Genomic DNA, 16,831 nt, shown 5'->3' with positions numbered 1-16,831 from the left:
AGTTAAAAATAATATGGAAAAACTGAAAAATTACATCTACGGAGAATGGGTAGAAGGTACCGGAAACGGAGTTCCTTTATACAATGCCGTTACAGGCGAGCAGGTTGCTGTTTCAGATACAGAAGGGCTTAATTTTGAACAAGCTCTTGACTACGGAAGAACAGTAGGCTACAAAAACCTTTCTTCCATGACGTTTTATGACAGAGGAGAGATGCTGAAAAAAGTGGCTCTTTATCTTTTGGAAAGAAAGAAAAAATATTACGAATTATCATATAAAACTGGAGCTACCCACGCAGATTCATGGGTAGATATAGAAGGAGGTTTCGGTACTTTCTTTACCTATTCCGGATTGGCAAAAAGAATGCTTCCCAACACTCCGTTCTGGGTGGATGGCGAAACTCAGAAAATCTCTGCCAACGGAACTTTTCTGGGAACTCACATTCTTACACCAAGTGAAGGGGTTTCTATACAGATCAATGCCTACAATTTTCCGGTTTGGGGAATGTTGGAAAAATTATCAACATCCCTGTTGGCAGGTGTTCCTTCTATTGTAAAACCATCTCCTTACGGTTCTTACCTGACGAATGCTGTTTTCCAGGATATGATCGAAAGTGGAGTACTTCCGGAAGGTGCCCTTCAATTGGTTTGCGGTGAGCCGGGAAATATACTGGATTATGTTCAGGATGGTGATTCCGTATTGTTCACCGGTTCTGCCCATACTGGAAGAAAACTGAAATCAATGCCATCTATCGCAGGAAATGCAGTGCGTTTCAATATGGAAGCAGATTCCCTGAACTGTTCCATTTTAGGTTTGGATGCAAAACCGGGAACTCCGGAATTTGATCTCTTCATCAAAGAAGTACGTAATGAAATGACCACAAAAGCAGGTCAGAAATGTACAGCGATCAGAAGAATTATTGTTCCTGAACACCTGATCGGAGATGTTCAGAATGCCTTATCTAAAGCTTTAGATCAAACCAAAATCGGAAACCCGTTGAGCAGAGAAACCAGAATGGGGTCACTGGTAGGAAAACAGCAGTACGATGAGGTCGTTAGAAAAGTAAATATTTTAAAATCAGAAACAGAATTAGTTTACGACGGAAAACATGAACTTGTAGATGCAGACTATGATAACGGTGCATTCATGAGCCCGAAACTGTTCTTAAACGATAAACCTTTCGAGAAAAACATCTCTCACGATGTAGAAGCGTTCGGACCGGTTTCTACGTTAATGCCTTACAAAGATGCCGAAGAAGCTGCGGCTCTTGCTAAAAGAGGAAAAGGAAGCTTGGTAGGATCTATTATTTCCCACGACGAAACCTTTATCGCAGAAACTTCATGGAAAATGGCTTCCCAGCACGGCAGAATTTTTGTTCTGAACAGAGATAACGCCAAAGAAAGTACAGGTCACGGTTCACCGCTGCCTACACTGATGCACGGTGGTCCCGGTAGAGCTGGTGGAGGCGAGGAGATGGGCGGACTGAACGGTCTTCATTTCTTTCTTCAGAAAACAGCGATTCAGGGTTCTCCGGATGTATTGAAAGCAATTACAAAAGTATATCAGCAGGGTGCAGAGAAAAAATTCTCAGACAAGCATCCGTTCCAGAAATATTTCGAAGAAGTTGAGGTAGGAGATTCATTGGAAACGGCCGGAAGAACGGTTACTGATGCAGATATCGTTAATTTTTCCAACGTTTCTTGGGATCATTTCTATGCCCATACCGATGCTACAAGCTTAACCGGAACTATTTTCGATAAAACAGTAGCCCACGGATATTTCATCCTTTCTGCAGCAGCAGGGCTGTTCGTTTCAGGAAAAAAAGGACCTGTTATTGCAAACTACGGTTTGGAAAACTGTTCATTCTTTAAACCGGTATATGCAGGAGATACGATCACCGTTTATTTAACGGCAAAAGAAAAAATAAACAGAGGCGTAAAAGGAAGAAACATTCCTTCCGGCGTTGTAAAATGGTTGGTGGAAGTGGTAAACCAGAGAGATGAGATCGTTTGTGTAGCGACGATCTTAACATTGGTGGCAAAACAATCTCCTTTCATCGATCTGAATGTGAAAAATGTTCAGAAAATATTGGGTGGTTTAACAGAAAGCGCACCGACAAACTGGGGAAAAATGTCTCCTCAGCAAATGATTGAACATCTGGAACATGGAGTTCTGGTAAGTTTAGGCGAACCGGAAGCTGACAAATGTTTTACACCGGAAGAGCAATTGGAAAAATGGCAGGACTCTCTTTATAACCATAGAAAAATGCCGAAAGATTTCCCTGCTCCATTCCTGGCTGAAGATGAAACCTTACTGGAATTAAAGCATAAAAATCTGGATGCTGCCAAGCAGTCTTTCCTGGATAACTTACAGAGATTTACAGTCTATTACAGAGAAAATCCACAGGCTGAGCATATGAACTTCGTGTTCGGAAAACTGAATAAAGAAATGTGGGAGCTGATGCACAAAAAGCATTTTACGCACCACTTCGAGCAGTTCGGATTGATTTGATTTAAAATATAACTTAAATTTATAGTCCCTTTTGGTTTTTACTGAAAGGGATTTTTTATGGTCCTTGTCAAGGTTCAAAACCTTGACAAGGGTTAAGAAGTCAACTGCTTAAAATAAAGTTTATATTAAAATTAGTAACTTTAATAGGCGAAATCCGAAAAGCATATAGAGTAGGAAAAAAACATTAAAAACTAATTGCTATGAAAAATTTAAAAAAACTTTCAAGAAACCAATTGAGATCTGTTAAAGGTGCCGGTCCAAACTGGGCTTGTTTGCCCAATTCTTGCCCTCCGGGAAGTTGTTGTCTCCCTGGAAGATGGCCGGATATTCCAAGAGCATGTTATATATGTGCTGATTCTTAAAATAAAATATAAATTTATTGTCCCTTACGGTTTTACTGAAAGGGATTTTTTTTATTATCCTTGTCAAGGTTCAAAACCTTGACAAGGATAAAAGAATTAAGGGTTAAACAAAAACACAAAATACGATGACAAATATTAGAACTACTCCAATAGAAGCAGATCGTTTTTATCACATTTATAATCGTGGAATCAACGGAGAGAATATTTTTAAAACAGATCGGAATTACTTGTTCTTTCTCAGTAAAATATCTGAATTTCTTATTCCCGTTTGTGATGTGTATGCGTATTGTCTCATGCCTAATCATTTTCATCTTTTAGTTAAGGTAAAATCTAACTTTGAACTAAATAAGCTTGTTAAGGTTCAAAACCTTGACAAGGCCTGCAACGGACTTTATTCACCTCGGAATATTTTCTCAAAACATTTTGCCCGGGTTTTCAATTCTTATTCTCAGGCTTTTAACAAAGAAAATAAAAGACACGGAGCTCTTATTGAATCTCCATTTAAAAGAAAATTGATCATGTCGGATCAATATTTAATTAATGCAGTGAGGTATATTCATCAAAATCCACAAAATCATTTTTTAACGAGTGAGTTTTCAAAATACAATTTTTCCTCTTACCCATCTATTTTGAGTGATTCGAAAACTTTATTGAAAAGGGATGAGGTTATTGAATTATTTGATAACAGAGAAAATTTTATACTGTCACATCAAAAGGTTGTTGATCTTGATTATGAGTTTTAATCTAAGTTTCTTGGAATCCTTGCCAAGGATATTTGCTGCATTAAAAATCTTAGTCCAGGAAAAGGTTTTATTAAAAATGATAATTACTTTTACAGTACAATCAAAATCTTACTTATTTAAGACAAAATATGGAACTACAATTTTTCAAAGACTTTGACTTTACGGATTTCTGGAACGAAAGCAGCTATTCTGTAAGAGATTATATCGAACCGTTTCCGGATGATGAGCTCATTGCTTCCGTAGAAGAAGAGCTTGGCTACAAACTTCCGGCTTCTTATATAGAACTGATGAGACTGCAGAATGGCGGATTGGTTGATAAATCCTGCTTTCCTACATCAGAAGAAAATTCATGGGCGGATGATCATATTGCGATTACCGGAATTATGGGTATCGGAAGAGAGAAAACCTATTCCATCTGTGGAGAACTTGGAAGTCAGTTTATGATTGAGGAATGGGGATATCCTGCAATCGGTATTTACATCTGTGATTGTCCTTCGGCGGGGCATGATATGGTTTTGCTGGATTATTCCAAGTGCGGAAAAGACGGTGAGCCGGAAGTGGTTCACATTGATCAGGAAGCTGATTATAAAAAGATATTTCTGGCCAAAGACTTTGAAACTTTCATAAAAGGGTTGAAATCTGAAGAAGAATTTGACGGTGAATAAATAAACAGGTACTTTTAAACTTTAAATCAGATCACAAAAAATAAAAACAATGAACGAAAGCTGGATGCAAAAATGGGAAGAGGTAAAAGATATTCTTACCTGTCCCGTAGATTTGGAAACTTATTTTACCTCGGATGAAATTCTGGAGCAGAAAATGGAAGTCATGGAGATCGGGAATGTTTCCCTGCCGTCCGGAAAAGTAATTGTAAGAGATCCGTTGGTCTTTTTAAATGCAGGAGAAAAACCCTATTTCGTACAGGCCCCGAAAGGAGATTTTCCTGTGAAAATTGCTGTGGTAAAATCAGAAGAATGGGGCAATCGTTATGCTGCTGTGAAAGTGGAATTTACCAAAGAAAAGCCGGTTCTTTACAGAGAAGCGCTGATCGGGATAGAAAATCTTGAAGATTTAAATGAAGGCGACTACTTCGGATTCATGGTAGATGCGGGATTGGGATGTATTACCGATGCAGAAGTGCTTCCTCATTTTGATAAGTTTCTTACCGAAGTGAATGTAGAAAATGTTTACGATGATTATTTTGCCGGGCAGTTTGCACAGAGTTACAAAGAGCATCCGCAAAACCAGAGAGAATTGGGAGATTGGATCAACTGGAAAATTCCCAATACAGAGTATCATATTCCTATGTTTGCAAGCGGTTTTGGAGATGGAGGTTATCCTGTTTATTTCGCATACGATGAAAAAGGGGAAATCTGCGGACTGTATATTCAGTTTATCGATATTGAACTGGCATTGTCTGATGATGAAGATGAAGAGGATGAATAAAACGTTCGCCGATAAAGTCATAGAATTCAATAAAAACCTTCAGTTTTCAGGAAACCTTCCTGAAGGTTTTGAAGCTATGAATCCGTATCTGGACAATCCGGAAACGATGACCGTCATGGAGGAATTTTATCACAAATACTATAATGATTTTAGCCCGAGGAAATTTCTGATAGGGATCAATCCCAGCCGGCATGGAGCAGGAGTGACGGGCGTTCCGTTTACCGATACCAAAAGGCTGGAAGCTGTCTGTGGAATTACAATGGAATCGGCCCGTACTCATGAAGTTTCTTCGGTTTTCATGTATGATATGATCACAGAATATGGAGGAGCAGAGGAATTTTACAAAGATGTTTATATCAATTCACCCTTTCCGCTGGCTATTGTACGAAAAACAAAAACCGGTTGGATGAACGCCAATTATTATGATGATAGAACACTCTTTGAGTCCGTAAAAGATTTTATGATCGATTCTCTGAAGAAGCATATCAGTCTGGGTGTGGATACTTCCGAAGTTTTTGTTCTCGGTAAAAAGAATTCAGAATTTATTTCGGCACTGAATAAAGAAGCTCAGCTGTTTGAAAAAATGACCGTTCTTGAACATCCGAGATATATTCAACAGTATAAAACAAAAGAAAAACAGCTGTACATTGACAAATATATTTTGACATTGAAAAAACAAAATTCCCCTGAATAATCAAGGAAATTTTCATTTATGCATTAGAATATTTTCGTGGTACAAACAAGTTTTGGAATTTTACTTTTTAATTATTTTCGAAGATCCTGATAAAGTTTTGAGGATGTAAACGCCATTCGGGAGTTCCGAGATGTCTGCCTGATTGGTTCCTTTCTTCATATCAAGTTTTTTAAGCAATTTCCCATCCTGGCTGTAAATTTCAGCCGGCGTATTATCTTCTGCCTGAATAGAAAGAGCTCCGCTGGTAGGATTTGGATAAATGCTCATACCTTTTTGTGAAAAAACAATTTCATTCGTTGCCAGTACAATACCCGTGTCTTTTACCCATGTGAAAGCATCCAGTCCTGCATATCGATAGTTTCCGCCTAGCGTAATTCTTAGCTCATCAATAATGATATTTGAGTAATTTTGGCCGTTTAAATTGGTGAGATCAATAAGGGTATATCCGTTCGTAGGGGTCATGGAAGCAGCAAAACCTGTAGTTTTTGTCTGGGTAAATTTGGTTACTCCACTCAATTTTCCTGTAACGGTCAACGTTCCTTGCACCGTCAAATCCAGATTAAGAGCAGAAAGATACATCCAGAACCGGTTGACCTTAAACAGGTTTGATGTGGTTTTAATACTGAAAGATGGCGGCGATGCAGCATCGTTGGAGTTGTCAATATACCTGTTGTCAACAGATGTTCCGTTCCATCCTGTACCCGGGTAGTTAGCCTGAATATCAAAAGTTCCTACATGGGAGATAACATTAAATATTACCCCATTGTCGGTAAAACTCGAACTTCCGTGAGATTCCGTTTCAAATTGCTCTGTACTCGTCTGTCCAAAAGAAAAGAAAGATATGAACAGACTGCAGATAGTTAAAAAAATAGATCTTTTCATGATTTAGGTTTTAAATAAGTTGTTTTTTAATCACGTGGAGGATAAATTCCCTCAACACAAATGATGTAATTAAGCCCTAAATAAGGTGGCATGTTATTCATTGGAAGATTTTGTCCGACGTAGGATATAGATCTTGGATTAAGAGCTGTATCAGGATCAGCCTGTACAAAGCTTGGAATCGCCGTAAAATCTCTTCCTATCTGGTTTCCTGTAATCGCAATGGAAGTGTTAACAGATGGAGCAGGCAAGGTTGCATTGGCATTCGCGACTTTCAGCTGAAAGCCAGACCCAATGCTTGGAAGATTTTGTGCCATGATCGTATTTTGTGTAGTTCCTGCCACGACTCCCAAAGGATAATATTCATTGCTGTTCACATTCCCGGCACCAACGGCCATTCTTCCTTTTAGGTTTGGAAGGGCGAAAGTAGTGACTCCGTCACCGCCGTAAATGGTTCCCAAGATTGAAAATAATGCAGAATTAGTTGAGATTCTTAGTAAGCTTCCGTCACAGAACATCCAACCCCTAGGAGCAAAATTTCCAGCAAATAGCTTTACAATTCCTATATACTCTTCCATGATAATAGTTTTTCAGTTGTTAAAATTTCCTACTCTCTTTTGGCTTTTCGGATTACGCCTGTGCTATTAGTTTTTATAAGCCAAAGGAACAATATATAAGAAGACAGTGCTAGAGTAGAAAATACCAAATCGGGGAGTCCGTATTTATACGTAACAGATATCTGTATTTCCTTTTACAGAGAATTCATTTGAGAGTAGATATGTACCGTTTAATCGTAATTTAGCCCTTATAATTTGCTCAGGAAGATTGGTATTTAGTATTTTTGTAACAATCTAATTAAAATAAAAAATGAACGAATTCGTAGTATCAGAAATTAAAAATAATATTGCCGAAATTACCTTCGGAACCCTAAAAAGTAACTCCCTTCCTGGTGCCATTTTAGAAAAGCTGGCCCAGACGATTCTGGATGAAGGTGCTAAAGAACAAGTAAAAGCTATTTTAGTAAAAAGTGAAGGTGAAAAAGCGTTTTGCGCAGGAGCAAGTTTCGATGAGCTTTTAGCTATTGAAGAGCTGGAAGCATCTACAAAATTTTTCGGTGGATTTGCAAAAGTTTTGAATGCAATGAGAAACTGCGGAAAAATAGTAGTAGTAAGAGTTCAGGGAAAAACAACCGGTGGAGGAGTAGGAATTGCTTGTGGAGCAGATTACTGTTTTGCTACTAAAGATTCGGCATTAGCGCTTACAGAAATCAATTTAGGAATTGGGCCTTTCGTGATCGGACCTTATGTAGAAAGGAAAATCGGGAAATCACAGTTCTCTGCAATGGCTATTGACGCGGATTTCAGATCGGCAGAGTGGGCAGAACAGCATAATGTTTATCATTCTGTGTCCGAAAATATTGAAGAAATGGATTCCAAATTAGATAAGTTCATGCAGACACTGGCTTCCAGAAGCAGCGATGCGTTAGCTTTAATTAAAAAAGTTTCTTGGGAAGGGACAGATCATTTCAATGAACTGATGCCGGCAAGAATCCACATGAGCGCAAGCTTAATTCTTGAAGACTCTGCGAAGAAAAATATTGAATCAATTAAAGAAAAATTGAGAGCAAAGTAAATTTTGCTTAACATAAAAAGAGAAAGGTTATCCAAAAGGTAACCTTTCTTTTTATTAAAAATTTGATTTTTAATAAAAAAGAGATCCGCTTCAATTACGAAACGGATTCTCTGCAGTTAATATGAATGTTGAATTAAAGTTCGTTTTGCTTTACCAATCCTTGAGATGCATTGATCTCTGCCTGAGGAATCAACCATGTCCATCGCTTGTCTCCAGCAGGGACAGTCATTAAATTATTAGTAACAGCAGACACATGATTGGCACCTGTCCTGTCTAAAGGAAGATTCAATCTTTTCAAGTCAAGGAACCTGAAGCCTTCTCCCCAAAGTTCTAATCTTCTGCTGTTTAAAATTTCAGTAATATAAGCCTGACCTGTAGTTGTAGCACCAGTATATGCAGGGTTTCTATTTTTTGTAAACTCATTAAATACAATTTTAGAATCTGCTTCTTTATTGTCTTTTGCCAATGCTTCAGCTTCGATAAGATACATTTCTGCAGCTCTCATAAATGGGATATCACCCAGACTTGTGTTGTTATCAACAGCTCCTGATGCATTTACAGAAAGAAATTTTTGCGAAGTATAAGGAAATTTGCTGTAGGTAGAAGCTAACGGCAGTGTAGGATGCAATCCAGTAGGATCAATAACCTGTGTTCTCACATCAGTGGCCGGAAACTGCGCATATAATAAATTATTGACAACTTTAGGAGCCTGTCTAATTTGTGTTGAATTATAATTTCTGGACATATAACCCATAAAATTTCCAAAAAAGTCGGTTGTGGCATCAATTGGTTTGTAGCCCCACACCCATTCTGAATTAGAATAACTATTGAAGCCTGATTTATACTGAGTATTGTTCATCAATGCAAATCCCTGTCTTGCTTCTTTTGCGTATAGAGCTGCGTTAGCATATTTCCCTTGTACTAAAGCCACCCTTGCCATTAGACCTCTTACAACATTCGCATTGAAGTGAGATTTATCCGACCTTGTTTTACCGTTTAGAAAACCGTAAGCCTGTGCCAAATCTGAGTTTATTAAAGCATAAACCTCTTCTAAAGATGCTCTTGGAATAGGATTGAAAGAATCATCCAGCCTAAGCGGTACCCCAGGTTGCGAATTCGTTGTTCCTTCTACATATCTTTTTGCATAGATTTGAGCAAGCATAAAATAGCAATAAGCCCTGAAAGCATGAGCTTCGCCCATTACCTTATCCTTCAGTACCTGATCTCCCGAAAGATTAGGAGCTGCCTTTATAATAATGTTTGTAATTCTTATCTGTCCATAGAAAAAATCGTATGGATAAAATAAATTTGCAGAACTGGCATTAGCATTATCCAGCCATCGCAGCGTGGTTACAAACCATCCGTTACCTGTAGTAGGGAAAACCAAGTCCTCTCCCATTACATCCATATAAATCATTACTCCGGTAGCACCATTCTGTCCCTGGCTGCTGTTTTGTCTGTAATACATATTTCTATGCATCCCATTAATGGCAATATTTAAGTTATCTAAACTGGAAGTTACCAAAAGCTCACTTGCTGCTTCAGTTGGATCTTTCTCCAGATCGTCTCTTTCACATGATGATAAAATACTTAGTATGGAAAGACCGGAAATTAAAAGTGCTTTATTTGTAATAAATTTCATTTTGATAATTTTAAAAAGTTGTACTTAAACCAAAAGTAATAATTCTGGAAGGTGAATATCTGTTACTTACAGTACCATTAAATGTTGAGTAGGGCTCTAAACCTTTTCTTTTGCTGTTAACCCAAAGGTTTTCTCCACTCACGAACAATTTTAAGCTGCTGACTCCTACGCTTTTCACAATGCCAGGATTAAAGCTATAGCCTATTGAGGCATTTCTCAACAGTAGATAACTGGCATCTACCAACCATCTTGATGAAGCAGCATTTGAAGCAGCTACTGTTGATGAATTTAGAGCAGGTACATCAGTGATCTGTCCGGGAGTAGTCCAACGGTTATAAATATCAGTGTGTGCTGCTCCTCCCTGAGGGTAGGCATCCATTAAATTTGCATAATTAGTGTCATATATTTTTCCTCCAAACTGATAATTGAATGATGCAGAAAGTTCCCAGTTTTTGAAATTAAATGTAGTCGAAAAATTTCCAAAAAAATCAGGAATTGCAGATCCATGATAGGCATATTTGGCTTTATTCTGATTAGTTGTAACCAAAACTCCGTTTACCGTTCTAATATCTGCTGTTGTAGTATCAGTAAATAAATCCTGATCTAAGACAAATAGTGGTGCCCCATCAGCAGGATCCACTCCATACCATGACCTCAGCCAAAAGGCATATAGGTCTTTACCTTTCATTAATTTTTTAGTGCCACTGATAAATTCGTCTTGTGAAAGGCTGGTGATTTCATTCTTATATGTAGTTCCATAAGCAGAGACGGTCCATTTCATGTTTTGATTCTTAATAATATCTGCGCTCAAAGTGATTTCATATCCTTTATTTACCAAGTTACCCACATTTCTGTCAATACTATTACCAGGAATACCTGCATTTACAGGCGTTTGAAAAGGGAAAAGTAATCCTTTGGTTTCAGAATTATAATATTCTACAGTACCACGTACTCTTTTATTCAATAGTTCAAATTCTAAGGCGATATCAGATTGTGCTTTGGTCTCCCAAGTAATTAATGGATCACCTACATTGGTAAGCAAAATTCCTGGTTCTGTACCATTGTTATAGCCTAAAGAAAACAAGGTTTGATAAGCGTAGTTGGTATCTAAAGCATCGTTGCCTACTTCTCCGTAAGAGCCTCTTAATTTTAGGAAATTGATGAATTTATTATCCTGCAGAAAGTTTTCTTTTGAAATCACCCATCCGGCACCTGCTGACCAGAATGATTGCCATCTTACATCTGTGGCAAAGCGGGAAGATCCATCCCATCTTATTGAGCCCTCTAAAAGATACTTTTCATTATAATTATAGTTCAATCTTGTAAACCAGCTTTCTTTAGTTCTTTCTCTAAGATATGAGTTAAGGGTATTATTATCTACAAAGTTTCCAAACTCGTAAAAATTATCCAACACCTGATTTCGCTTATATCCATATAAGTAATCTTGTTTATAATCAAAATTTTCGTGTCCCGCAAGAACAGTTACATCATGGCCTCCCAATTTTTTATTATATGTTAATACCTGGTTCCATGTAAAATCTCTGGTCAGATACATTGTTCTGGAAGCAGAACCAATTCCCAAAGCATCCCCGATGAGTCTGTTTCCATAGGTTTTGTTTAATGTTCCTCTGAAGTTATATGCCGCATTGGTTCGGAGCATCAATTCCGGTAAAAGTTTAAACTCAGCATACACATTAGACTGGAGATTGTATGAATTTGTTCTGTCATCATTTAGTAATGTTTCCCATATAATATTTCTACCTGCAGCGGCATCAACACCACGTAGAGAACCATCATCATAGAGAACATCTCCATTAACATCGTACAGTCTTTCTCCTGTGACAGGGTCATGCTGATAGGGACTATAAATTGGCCCCATACCACGGGTCCATGCATAAGGATTTATATAAGCAGAATTATTGTCTGCTCCATTTACAGCTAAACCTTGGCTCGTAATAACACCATTTAAGCTGGTTCCAATTTTAAACCAGTCTTTAACTTGTGAATCTGCATTAATCCTTAAGTTAAGACGTTCAAAACTTGATTTTACAATATATCCTTTTTCATTGGTGTAGCCTAATGAACTAAATAATGTACTTTTATCATTTCCCCCTGAAAAACTAATGCTATGGTCTTGCCGTATTCCTACGCCTATTATAGGCGCAGCCCAGTCAAAATCATTGTAACGCAACTTTGCCGTGGGATTAAGTATTCCATCTATAACTAACTGGGCATTTGGTACATCATAGACATTGGTTTTTAGATTCCCGGAAATTAAATTAGTGCTTGCCCATGCGTTTGAGGCAGCAAGCGTTTCGTTAGGGTTTGTAATCCTTCTGCCGTTACGCATTGCCTCCCATGCAAGTACATAATAATCTGCTGCGCCTACTCTGTCATATTCCTGTACAAATCTGCTTACTATACCTGTATTGGAATTAAGAGTAAATCTTGATGAATTTTTTTTACCTCTCTTAGTGGTTACCATAATAACTCCATTGGCTGCACTAGAGCCGTATAGAGCTGTTGATGATGCATCTTTTAATACCGTTAAACTCTCAATATCATTAGGATTTAATGAATTTAAGTTTCCAGGGAAAGGAACTCCATCAACAATTAAAAGTGGTTCGTTTGAAACAAGGTAAGAACCCGTTCCTCTGATTCTTATTGATGAACCTTCACCTGGCTGGCCTGTACCTGCAGCAATCTGAATACCTGCTCCAGCCCCATCCAACGCTTGTAAAACATTGGAAATAGGACGATTTTCGATTTTTGCTGCATCTACCTGAACATTTGATCCAGTAATTGTCCCTCTTTTCTGTTTACCGTAAGCAACAACTACTACTTCATCAATGTCTTTAGTTTTAGTGGAATCTTTCTGCGCGGTTACAACCTGGGCTGTAAAAAAGACTACTGCAGTAGATAGGATTTTTAGTTTCACATTCATATTAACAAAATTTAATAAATATTTCGTACAAATATGTTATTTTTTTTTAAAACTACAATGGTGTTTTATCTTAAATATTAATTTTTTGTTAATTATTAAATATTTAATGTTAAATAATTAATGAAGGTTTTTTTTTTATGTATTTTATTAAATATTTTTAGTTAAATAATTTGTTTTAACGTAAATTTTTCACTTTAATAAAATTTAAAATGCATTATTGCTTACGAAAGTAGTATACACCAATAAAATTCCTCAAGTAAGAGAAGTGAAATTTTGAGTAAAGGCTTAAGATTTTTGGATTTAAAGAAGCGAGTAGAGTAATCACAAGTCACTTATAGAGATTGCTGTTTTACTGTACTTTAAATAAATAACAACTACTTTTGTTCTTGGCTTGTATCGGAAATAATCTTCCTTTTTAACCAGAATTCTTATCTTGTCTTTTTTTGCTAGGCCAGTAAATGTGAGGTATTCACCATACTCTGTCGTATCGAAGCCAATAACAATACTTGATAATTTGTTTTTATGGATTTCATCCTTTCCCTTGTTCCGGCGGTCGGTTCCGCTACCAGTAAAGAAATAAGAAAGGCAAAACCAAGCATAGCAAATCCGCCGCATGCAAACAGAATGTATTCATAATATCTGAATTGATGAAACTAGCTTTAATACGGAAAGTTGTGAAAGCCATTAATAAAAATGTGCAGACCCCTAAAATAACAGGGGCATTTTTGGCAATTTTTCTGTGTTCTTAAGTTGAATTGTACTTTCTTAAAGTCAGCAATTGCCGGAATGGGATATGAAAAAAAATTATTAAAATGTAAAAAATAATTGGCAGATTAAAAATAAATTATAACTTTGTAATTCAAAGTTCTTTTTATGGATTCGAAAAACTATTACGAAGACTTATCACATATCCGTTCCATGATGGAGCGGTCTTCCAGATTTATTTCATTAAGCGGACTGTCCGGGGTTTTTGCCGGCTTAGCTGCGCTGATCGGTGTAGGATACGTTTATTTTATTTTCCAGCGGGAAGGAATCGATTACTTCGATGGTGACAGGAATTTCTTTGGCTTGGCATTGGTTAGAGAGCTGGTAATTGTAGGAATAGTAATTTTACTGACAGCCCTACTGAGCGGATATATTTTCACAGCCAATAAAAGCAAAAAGAAAGGTCTGAAAATCTGGGATAGTACAACCAAACGTTTACTGTTAACTTTTGCAGTTCCTTTGGCAACAGGCGGAATATTTTGTCTTGCCCTTCTTTTCCATCATCTATTTGTATGGATAGCGCCGGCTACATTAATATTTTATGGAATTGCCCTGGTCAGTGCAGAGCGATATACCTTAACAGATATTAAATATTTAGGATATTGTCAAATCGTTCTGGGATTGATCTCTCTTTTCTTTTTAGGATGGGGGCTTGTATTTTGGGCCATTGGTTTTGGGATTTTACATATTGTGTACGGCTTGATCATGCATAAAAAATATAAATAAAGATTAAATTTGCAGCTTTTGTGAAAGCAGCTTCTCTAAAACTGCAGTTAGCGACTTATTATGATAAAGATAAATCAACTCAATAAAGAATTCGAAAGCCGTGTGAGATTGGGTATCATGTCCGTTCTTATGGTAAACGACTGGGTTGACTTTTCAGAAATGAAAGGACTTTTAGATATCACAGATGGCAATTTGGCGAGCCATAGCAATGCTTTGGAAAAAGCTGGATATATCGAAGTGAAAAAAGAGTTCGTAGGCAAAAAGCCCAAAACTTCTTATCGTGTCACACAGAACGGAAGACAGGCTTTTAACGAACATTTGGATGGGCTTGAAAAATTATTGGGAAGATAGAATCTATATTTTTTTGAAAATTAACTTTGAAATACAAAGTACTTTATCGTTATTAAAAATAAAAAAATGATGACACAAAAACAAAAAACAGTTCTTATTTATGCTACACCAGCAGTTTTATTATGCATTCCGCTATGGGGGAATAGGTTCTCTGAGGAATTCGACTGGTCACCGGTAGATTTTGTAATTGGTGCCGTTTTGCTTTTTGGAACTGCTTTTATCATCGATCTGATTCAGCGGATCATTAAAAATAAAACGCACAAAACCCTGTTAATCGGAGCCATTCTTCTATTGCTGTTGCTTGTCTGGGCAGAATTGGCAGTAGGCATTTTCGGAACTCCTTTCGCGGGAAGTTAATTGTAACTGAACCAAAAAATGATGACAAGAAAGTGTTTTCTTAAGCGGCTTTTTCAGCTTTCAGCAGTGAGCGCGTTCCCTTTTCTGTATTCGTGGCAGATAGAGCCTTTTTGGGTAGAATTTGTTCAGAGAAAGTTACCCGTAAAGAATCTGCCCGAATCCCTGGAGGGAAAAATCCTGATGCAGATATCAGATCTGCATGTCGGAGACCGTTTCGACTGGAATTTCCTGATCGAATCTTTTCAAAAAGCACAACAGTTTAATCCGGATTTTGTAGTCTACACTGGAGATTTCGTGAACCACGGAACTGCAGAAGAGCAGGAAGACCTGAAGAAGGTAATGAAGCAGGCAGTCTATGGAAAGCTGGCAACCTTCGGAATACTGGGAAATCATGACTACGGAAAGAACTGGGACGATATTATTTGCTCAGAAAATATCTGTCAAATTCTCAGGGATTTTGGAATCAGTATGCTTAAAAATAACAGTGAAGAAAGCTACGGACTGAATTTTATAGGATTTGAAGATCTCTGGTCACCTAATTTCCATCCGGAGGAAGTAATGACTGATTATGATCCCTCAAAAGCCAATATTATACTCTGCCATAATCCAGATGCCTGCGACAGAGATATATGGAACGGTTACCAGGGCTGGATTTTAAGCGGACATACTCACGGAGGGCAATGCAGAATTCCAGGTGTTATCACTCCAGTACTTCCTGTTGAAAATAAAAAGTATATATCGGGGGAAATAAATCTCCAGGACGGAAGAATGCTTTACATCAACCGGGCTATTGGCCATTCTTTTCAGATAAGATTTATGGTACGTCCGGAAATTACCGTCTTTACTTTAACTCAAGCTTAAAATATGATATTGATGAAAGATCATGAAATAATAAACATTGGAAAATACATTTTCGGATTATGCTTTCTGCTCGGAAATATTTGTCTTTTCGGCTATTTAATAACAAAAAATGATGGTTTTGTAGCCTGTGGTTATATGCTCCTAACTTGGGGAACCATTGTAAACCTACTCTTTGTGATTGGATTATTGATTTATGGAATTGCCAGTCAATCTAAACTTAAAGCTTGTCTCAAAGCTATTGGTCTTCTTCTCATCAATATTCCCTTAGCATACCTTTACGCTTTAATAGGAATTAATTTAATATTTAAATAATACATTATGAAAAAAGTACGTGTTCAATTTCTGCTTTTTGTCTATGATAAAACCCAGAAACTTTACAGAAAATATTTTAAAAAGAAAAAGAGACAATGGCAGTTCAACGAAGAACAGCTCCTCAAGTTTCAGGAAGATTCTCTCGGAAGAAAACTGGGAGAATTCTATAAAAAACACGGATTTTCAATGATTCCCAAAATGGAAAACCATGATGTACATCACCTGATTACCGGATGCGGAACCCAATTCGAAGATGAAATCGCCATGCAGTATCTTCTCCTTGGAAACGGTAAGCTCAATGCCCATCTCCTTGCTGCCGTTGTATTGGGAACATTTATTCTTCCGGAATACATGAAACTATATATGAAAGCATACAGAAAAGGGCAGAGTATGAGACCATTTTATCACTGGGATTTTGAAAGCCTGCTGTGGCAGAATTTCGACCATCTGAAGGATTATATTCAACAGAAGGAAACGCCGGTATTATATTAATGAACGACTATGAAAAAAAAATTCTCTAAGCCTGGTAGAAATACCTTTCTCCTTATACATCTTAACGTCCTGAAAATCTTATTCTTTTTTAATGGTTTAAATCTTTTAATTCTTAA

At 37.3% G+C, this 16,831-nt stretch carries 17 protein-coding genes; 13 read left to right on the top strand and 4 right to left on the bottom strand.

The features are described 5' to 3' along the window. The first annotated feature begins 13 nt into the window (after positions 1-13). From paaZ to DRF60_RS09895, 6 genes are all read left to right on the top strand, one after another. Positions 14-2,509 (top strand): phenylacetic acid degradation bifunctional protein PaaZ, encoded by a 2,496-nt coding sequence (gene paaZ, locus DRF60_RS09920; RefSeq protein WP_116011941.1) that lies wholly within the window; start codon positions 14-16, stop codon positions 2,507-2,509. A 200-nt stretch (positions 2,510-2,709) separates the two neighbouring features. Next, positions 2,710-2,871, top strand: coding sequence for a bacteriocin-like protein (locus DRF60_RS21940; protein WP_157967948.1), 162 nt, complete (start codon positions 2,710-2,712; stop codon positions 2,869-2,871). 125 nt (positions 2,872-2,996) lie between these two features. Beyond that, a complete protein-coding gene (locus tag DRF60_RS09910) occupies positions 2,997-3,614 on the top strand; it encodes a transposase (protein WP_116011939.1) in 618 nt (205 codons plus the stop codon). 128 nt (positions 3,615-3,742) lie between these two features. Further along, complete coding sequence (locus tag DRF60_RS09905) at positions 3,743-4,279, top strand: SMI1/KNR4 family protein (RefSeq protein ID WP_116011938.1); 537 nt, start codon at positions 3,743-3,745, stop codon at positions 4,277-4,279. A gap of 49 nt (positions 4,280-4,328) precedes the next feature. After that, entirely contained in the window at positions 4,329-5,060 is a 732-nt protein-coding gene (locus tag DRF60_RS09900; RefSeq protein ID WP_185144584.1) for a DUF4241 domain-containing protein, read from the top strand. After that, on the top strand, positions 5,053-5,754 hold the full coding sequence (locus tag DRF60_RS09895; RefSeq protein ID WP_116011936.1) for an SMUG2 DNA glycosylase family protein: 702 nt from the start codon (positions 5,053-5,055) through the stop codon (positions 5,752-5,754). The genes DRF60_RS09900 and DRF60_RS09895 overlap by 8 nt, the downstream gene beginning before the upstream one ends. A 60-nt stretch (positions 5,755-5,814) precedes the next feature. Here the strand turns inward: DRF60_RS09895 and DRF60_RS09890 are convergent, their stop codons facing one another. After that, positions 5,815-6,636 carry a T9SS type A sorting domain-containing protein gene (locus tag DRF60_RS09890; RefSeq protein WP_116011935.1) on the bottom strand — a complete coding sequence of 274 codons (822 nt, stop codon included), beginning with the start codon at positions 6,634-6,636 and terminating at the stop codon, positions 5,815-5,817. A gap of 26 nt (positions 6,637-6,662) precedes the next feature. Beyond that, on the bottom strand, positions 6,663-7,211 hold the full coding sequence (locus DRF60_RS09885) for a phage tail protein (protein ID WP_116011934.1): 549 nt from the start codon (positions 7,209-7,211) through the stop codon (positions 6,663-6,665). Between the two features lie 289 nt (positions 7,212-7,500). Here DRF60_RS09885 and DRF60_RS09880 point away from each other — a divergent pair, with 289 nt between their 5' ends. Then, positions 7,501-8,265, top strand: coding sequence for an enoyl-CoA hydratase/isomerase family protein (locus DRF60_RS09880; RefSeq protein WP_116011933.1), 765 nt, complete (start codon positions 7,501-7,503; stop codon positions 8,263-8,265). 133 nt (positions 8,266-8,398) lie between these two features. Here DRF60_RS09880 and DRF60_RS09875 read toward each other — a convergent pair whose 3' ends face one another. Both DRF60_RS09875 and DRF60_RS09870 read right to left on the bottom strand, forming a co-directional pair. Further along, on the bottom strand, positions 8,399-9,907 hold the full coding sequence (locus tag DRF60_RS09875) for a RagB/SusD family nutrient uptake outer membrane protein (RefSeq protein WP_116011932.1): 1,509 nt from the start codon (positions 9,905-9,907) through the stop codon (positions 8,399-8,401). Positions 9,908-9,917: 10 nt separating this feature from the next. Next, positions 9,918-12,851: a SusC/RagA family TonB-linked outer membrane protein gene (locus DRF60_RS09870; protein ID WP_116011931.1), complete on the bottom strand. Its 2,934-nt coding sequence runs from the start codon at positions 12,849-12,851 to the stop codon at positions 9,918-9,920. A gap of 873 nt (positions 12,852-13,724) precedes the next feature. Between DRF60_RS09870 and DRF60_RS09865 the strand changes: the two genes are divergently transcribed. The 6 genes from DRF60_RS09865 to DRF60_RS09840 all read left to right on the top strand — a co-directional run bounded on the left by DRF60_RS09865 (position 13,725) and on the right by DRF60_RS09840 (position 16,715). Next, positions 13,725-14,342 (top strand): hypothetical protein, encoded by a 618-nt coding sequence (locus DRF60_RS09865; RefSeq protein ID WP_116011930.1) that lies wholly within the window; start codon positions 13,725-13,727, stop codon positions 14,340-14,342. A 60-nt stretch (positions 14,343-14,402) separates the two neighbouring features. Next, the gene (locus DRF60_RS09860; RefSeq protein WP_116011929.1) at positions 14,403-14,693 is read left to right on the top strand and encodes a winged helix-turn-helix domain-containing protein; all 291 of its coding nucleotides are present in this window, start codon (positions 14,403-14,405) and stop codon (positions 14,691-14,693) included. A 66-nt stretch (positions 14,694-14,759) separates the two neighbouring features. Then, complete coding sequence (locus DRF60_RS09855; RefSeq protein ID WP_238640157.1) at positions 14,760-15,050, top strand: hypothetical protein; 291 nt, start codon at positions 14,760-14,762, stop codon at positions 15,048-15,050. Positions 15,051-15,071: 21 nt separating this feature from the next. Beyond that, positions 15,072-15,911: a metallophosphoesterase gene (locus DRF60_RS09850; RefSeq protein WP_116011928.1), complete on the top strand. Its 840-nt coding sequence runs from the start codon at positions 15,072-15,074 to the stop codon at positions 15,909-15,911. A 12-nt stretch (positions 15,912-15,923) separates the two neighbouring features. Continuing rightward, entirely contained in the window at positions 15,924-16,223 is a 300-nt protein-coding gene (locus tag DRF60_RS09845) for a hypothetical protein (protein ID WP_116012074.1), read from the top strand. Positions 16,224-16,229: 6 nt separating this feature from the next. Continuing rightward, positions 16,230-16,715: a Coq4 family protein gene (locus DRF60_RS09840; protein WP_116011927.1), complete on the top strand. Its 486-nt coding sequence runs from the start codon at positions 16,230-16,232 to the stop codon at positions 16,713-16,715. Positions 16,716-16,831 lie beyond the last annotated feature (116 nt).

This window comes from Chryseobacterium elymi (genome assembly GCF_003385495.1).
GTDB classification, from domain to species: Bacteria; Bacteroidota; Bacteroidia; order Flavobacteriales; family Weeksellaceae; genus Chryseobacterium; species Chryseobacterium elymi.
This window is presented reverse-complemented; position numbering and strand designations above follow the sequence as displayed.

Excerpts from the sequence above, each read along its gene's own strand:
- DRF60_RS09865 (WP_116011930.1), top strand. The coding sequence starts at position 13,725 with ATGGATTCGAAAAACTATTACGAAGACTTATCACATATCCGTTCCATG.
- DRF60_RS09905 (WP_116011938.1), top strand. The coding sequence starts at position 3,743 with ATGGAACTACAATTTTTCAAAGACTTTGACTTTACGGATTTCTGGAAC.
- DRF60_RS09845 (WP_116012074.1), top strand. The coding sequence starts at position 15,924 with ATGAAAGATCATGAAATAATAAACATTGGAAAATACATTTTCGGATTA.
- DRF60_RS21940 (WP_157967948.1), top strand. The coding sequence starts at position 2,710 with ATGAAAAATTTAAAAAAACTTTCAAGAAACCAATTGAGATCTGTTAAA.
- DRF60_RS09910 (WP_116011939.1), top strand. The coding sequence starts at position 2,997 with ATGACAAATATTAGAACTACTCCAATAGAAGCAGATCGTTTTTATCAC.
- DRF60_RS09885 (WP_116011934.1), bottom strand. The coding sequence starts at position 7,211 with ATGGAAGAGTATATAGGAATTGTAAAGCTATTTGCTGGAAATTTTGCT.
- DRF60_RS09900 (WP_185144584.1), top strand. The coding sequence starts at position 4,329 with ATGAACGAAAGCTGGATGCAAAAATGGGAAGAGGTAAAAGATATTCTT.
- DRF60_RS09875 (WP_116011932.1), bottom strand. The coding sequence starts at position 9,907 with ATGAAATTTATTACAAATAAAGCACTTTTAATTTCCGGTCTTTCCATA.
- DRF60_RS09890 (WP_116011935.1), bottom strand. The coding sequence starts at position 6,636 with ATGAAAAGATCTATTTTTTTAACTATCTGCAGTCTGTTCATATCTTTC.
- DRF60_RS09880 (WP_116011933.1), top strand. The coding sequence starts at position 7,501 with ATGAACGAATTCGTAGTATCAGAAATTAAAAATAATATTGCCGAAATT.
- DRF60_RS09855 (WP_238640157.1), top strand. The coding sequence starts at position 14,760 with ATGATGACACAAAAACAAAAAACAGTTCTTATTTATGCTACACCAGCA.
- DRF60_RS09850 (WP_116011928.1), top strand. The coding sequence starts at position 15,072 with ATGACAAGAAAGTGTTTTCTTAAGCGGCTTTTTCAGCTTTCAGCAGTG.
- DRF60_RS09895 (WP_116011936.1), top strand. The coding sequence starts at position 5,053 with ATGAATAAAACGTTCGCCGATAAAGTCATAGAATTCAATAAAAACCTT.
- DRF60_RS09870 (WP_116011931.1), bottom strand. The coding sequence starts at position 12,851 with ATGAATGTGAAACTAAAAATCCTATCTACTGCAGTAGTCTTTTTTACA.
- DRF60_RS09860 (WP_116011929.1), top strand. The coding sequence starts at position 14,403 with ATGATAAAGATAAATCAACTCAATAAAGAATTCGAAAGCCGTGTGAGA.
- DRF60_RS09840 (WP_116011927.1), top strand. The coding sequence starts at position 16,230 with ATGAAAAAAGTACGTGTTCAATTTCTGCTTTTTGTCTATGATAAAACC.
- paaZ (WP_116011941.1), top strand. The coding sequence starts at position 14 with ATGGAAAAACTGAAAAATTACATCTACGGAGAATGGGTAGAAGGTACC.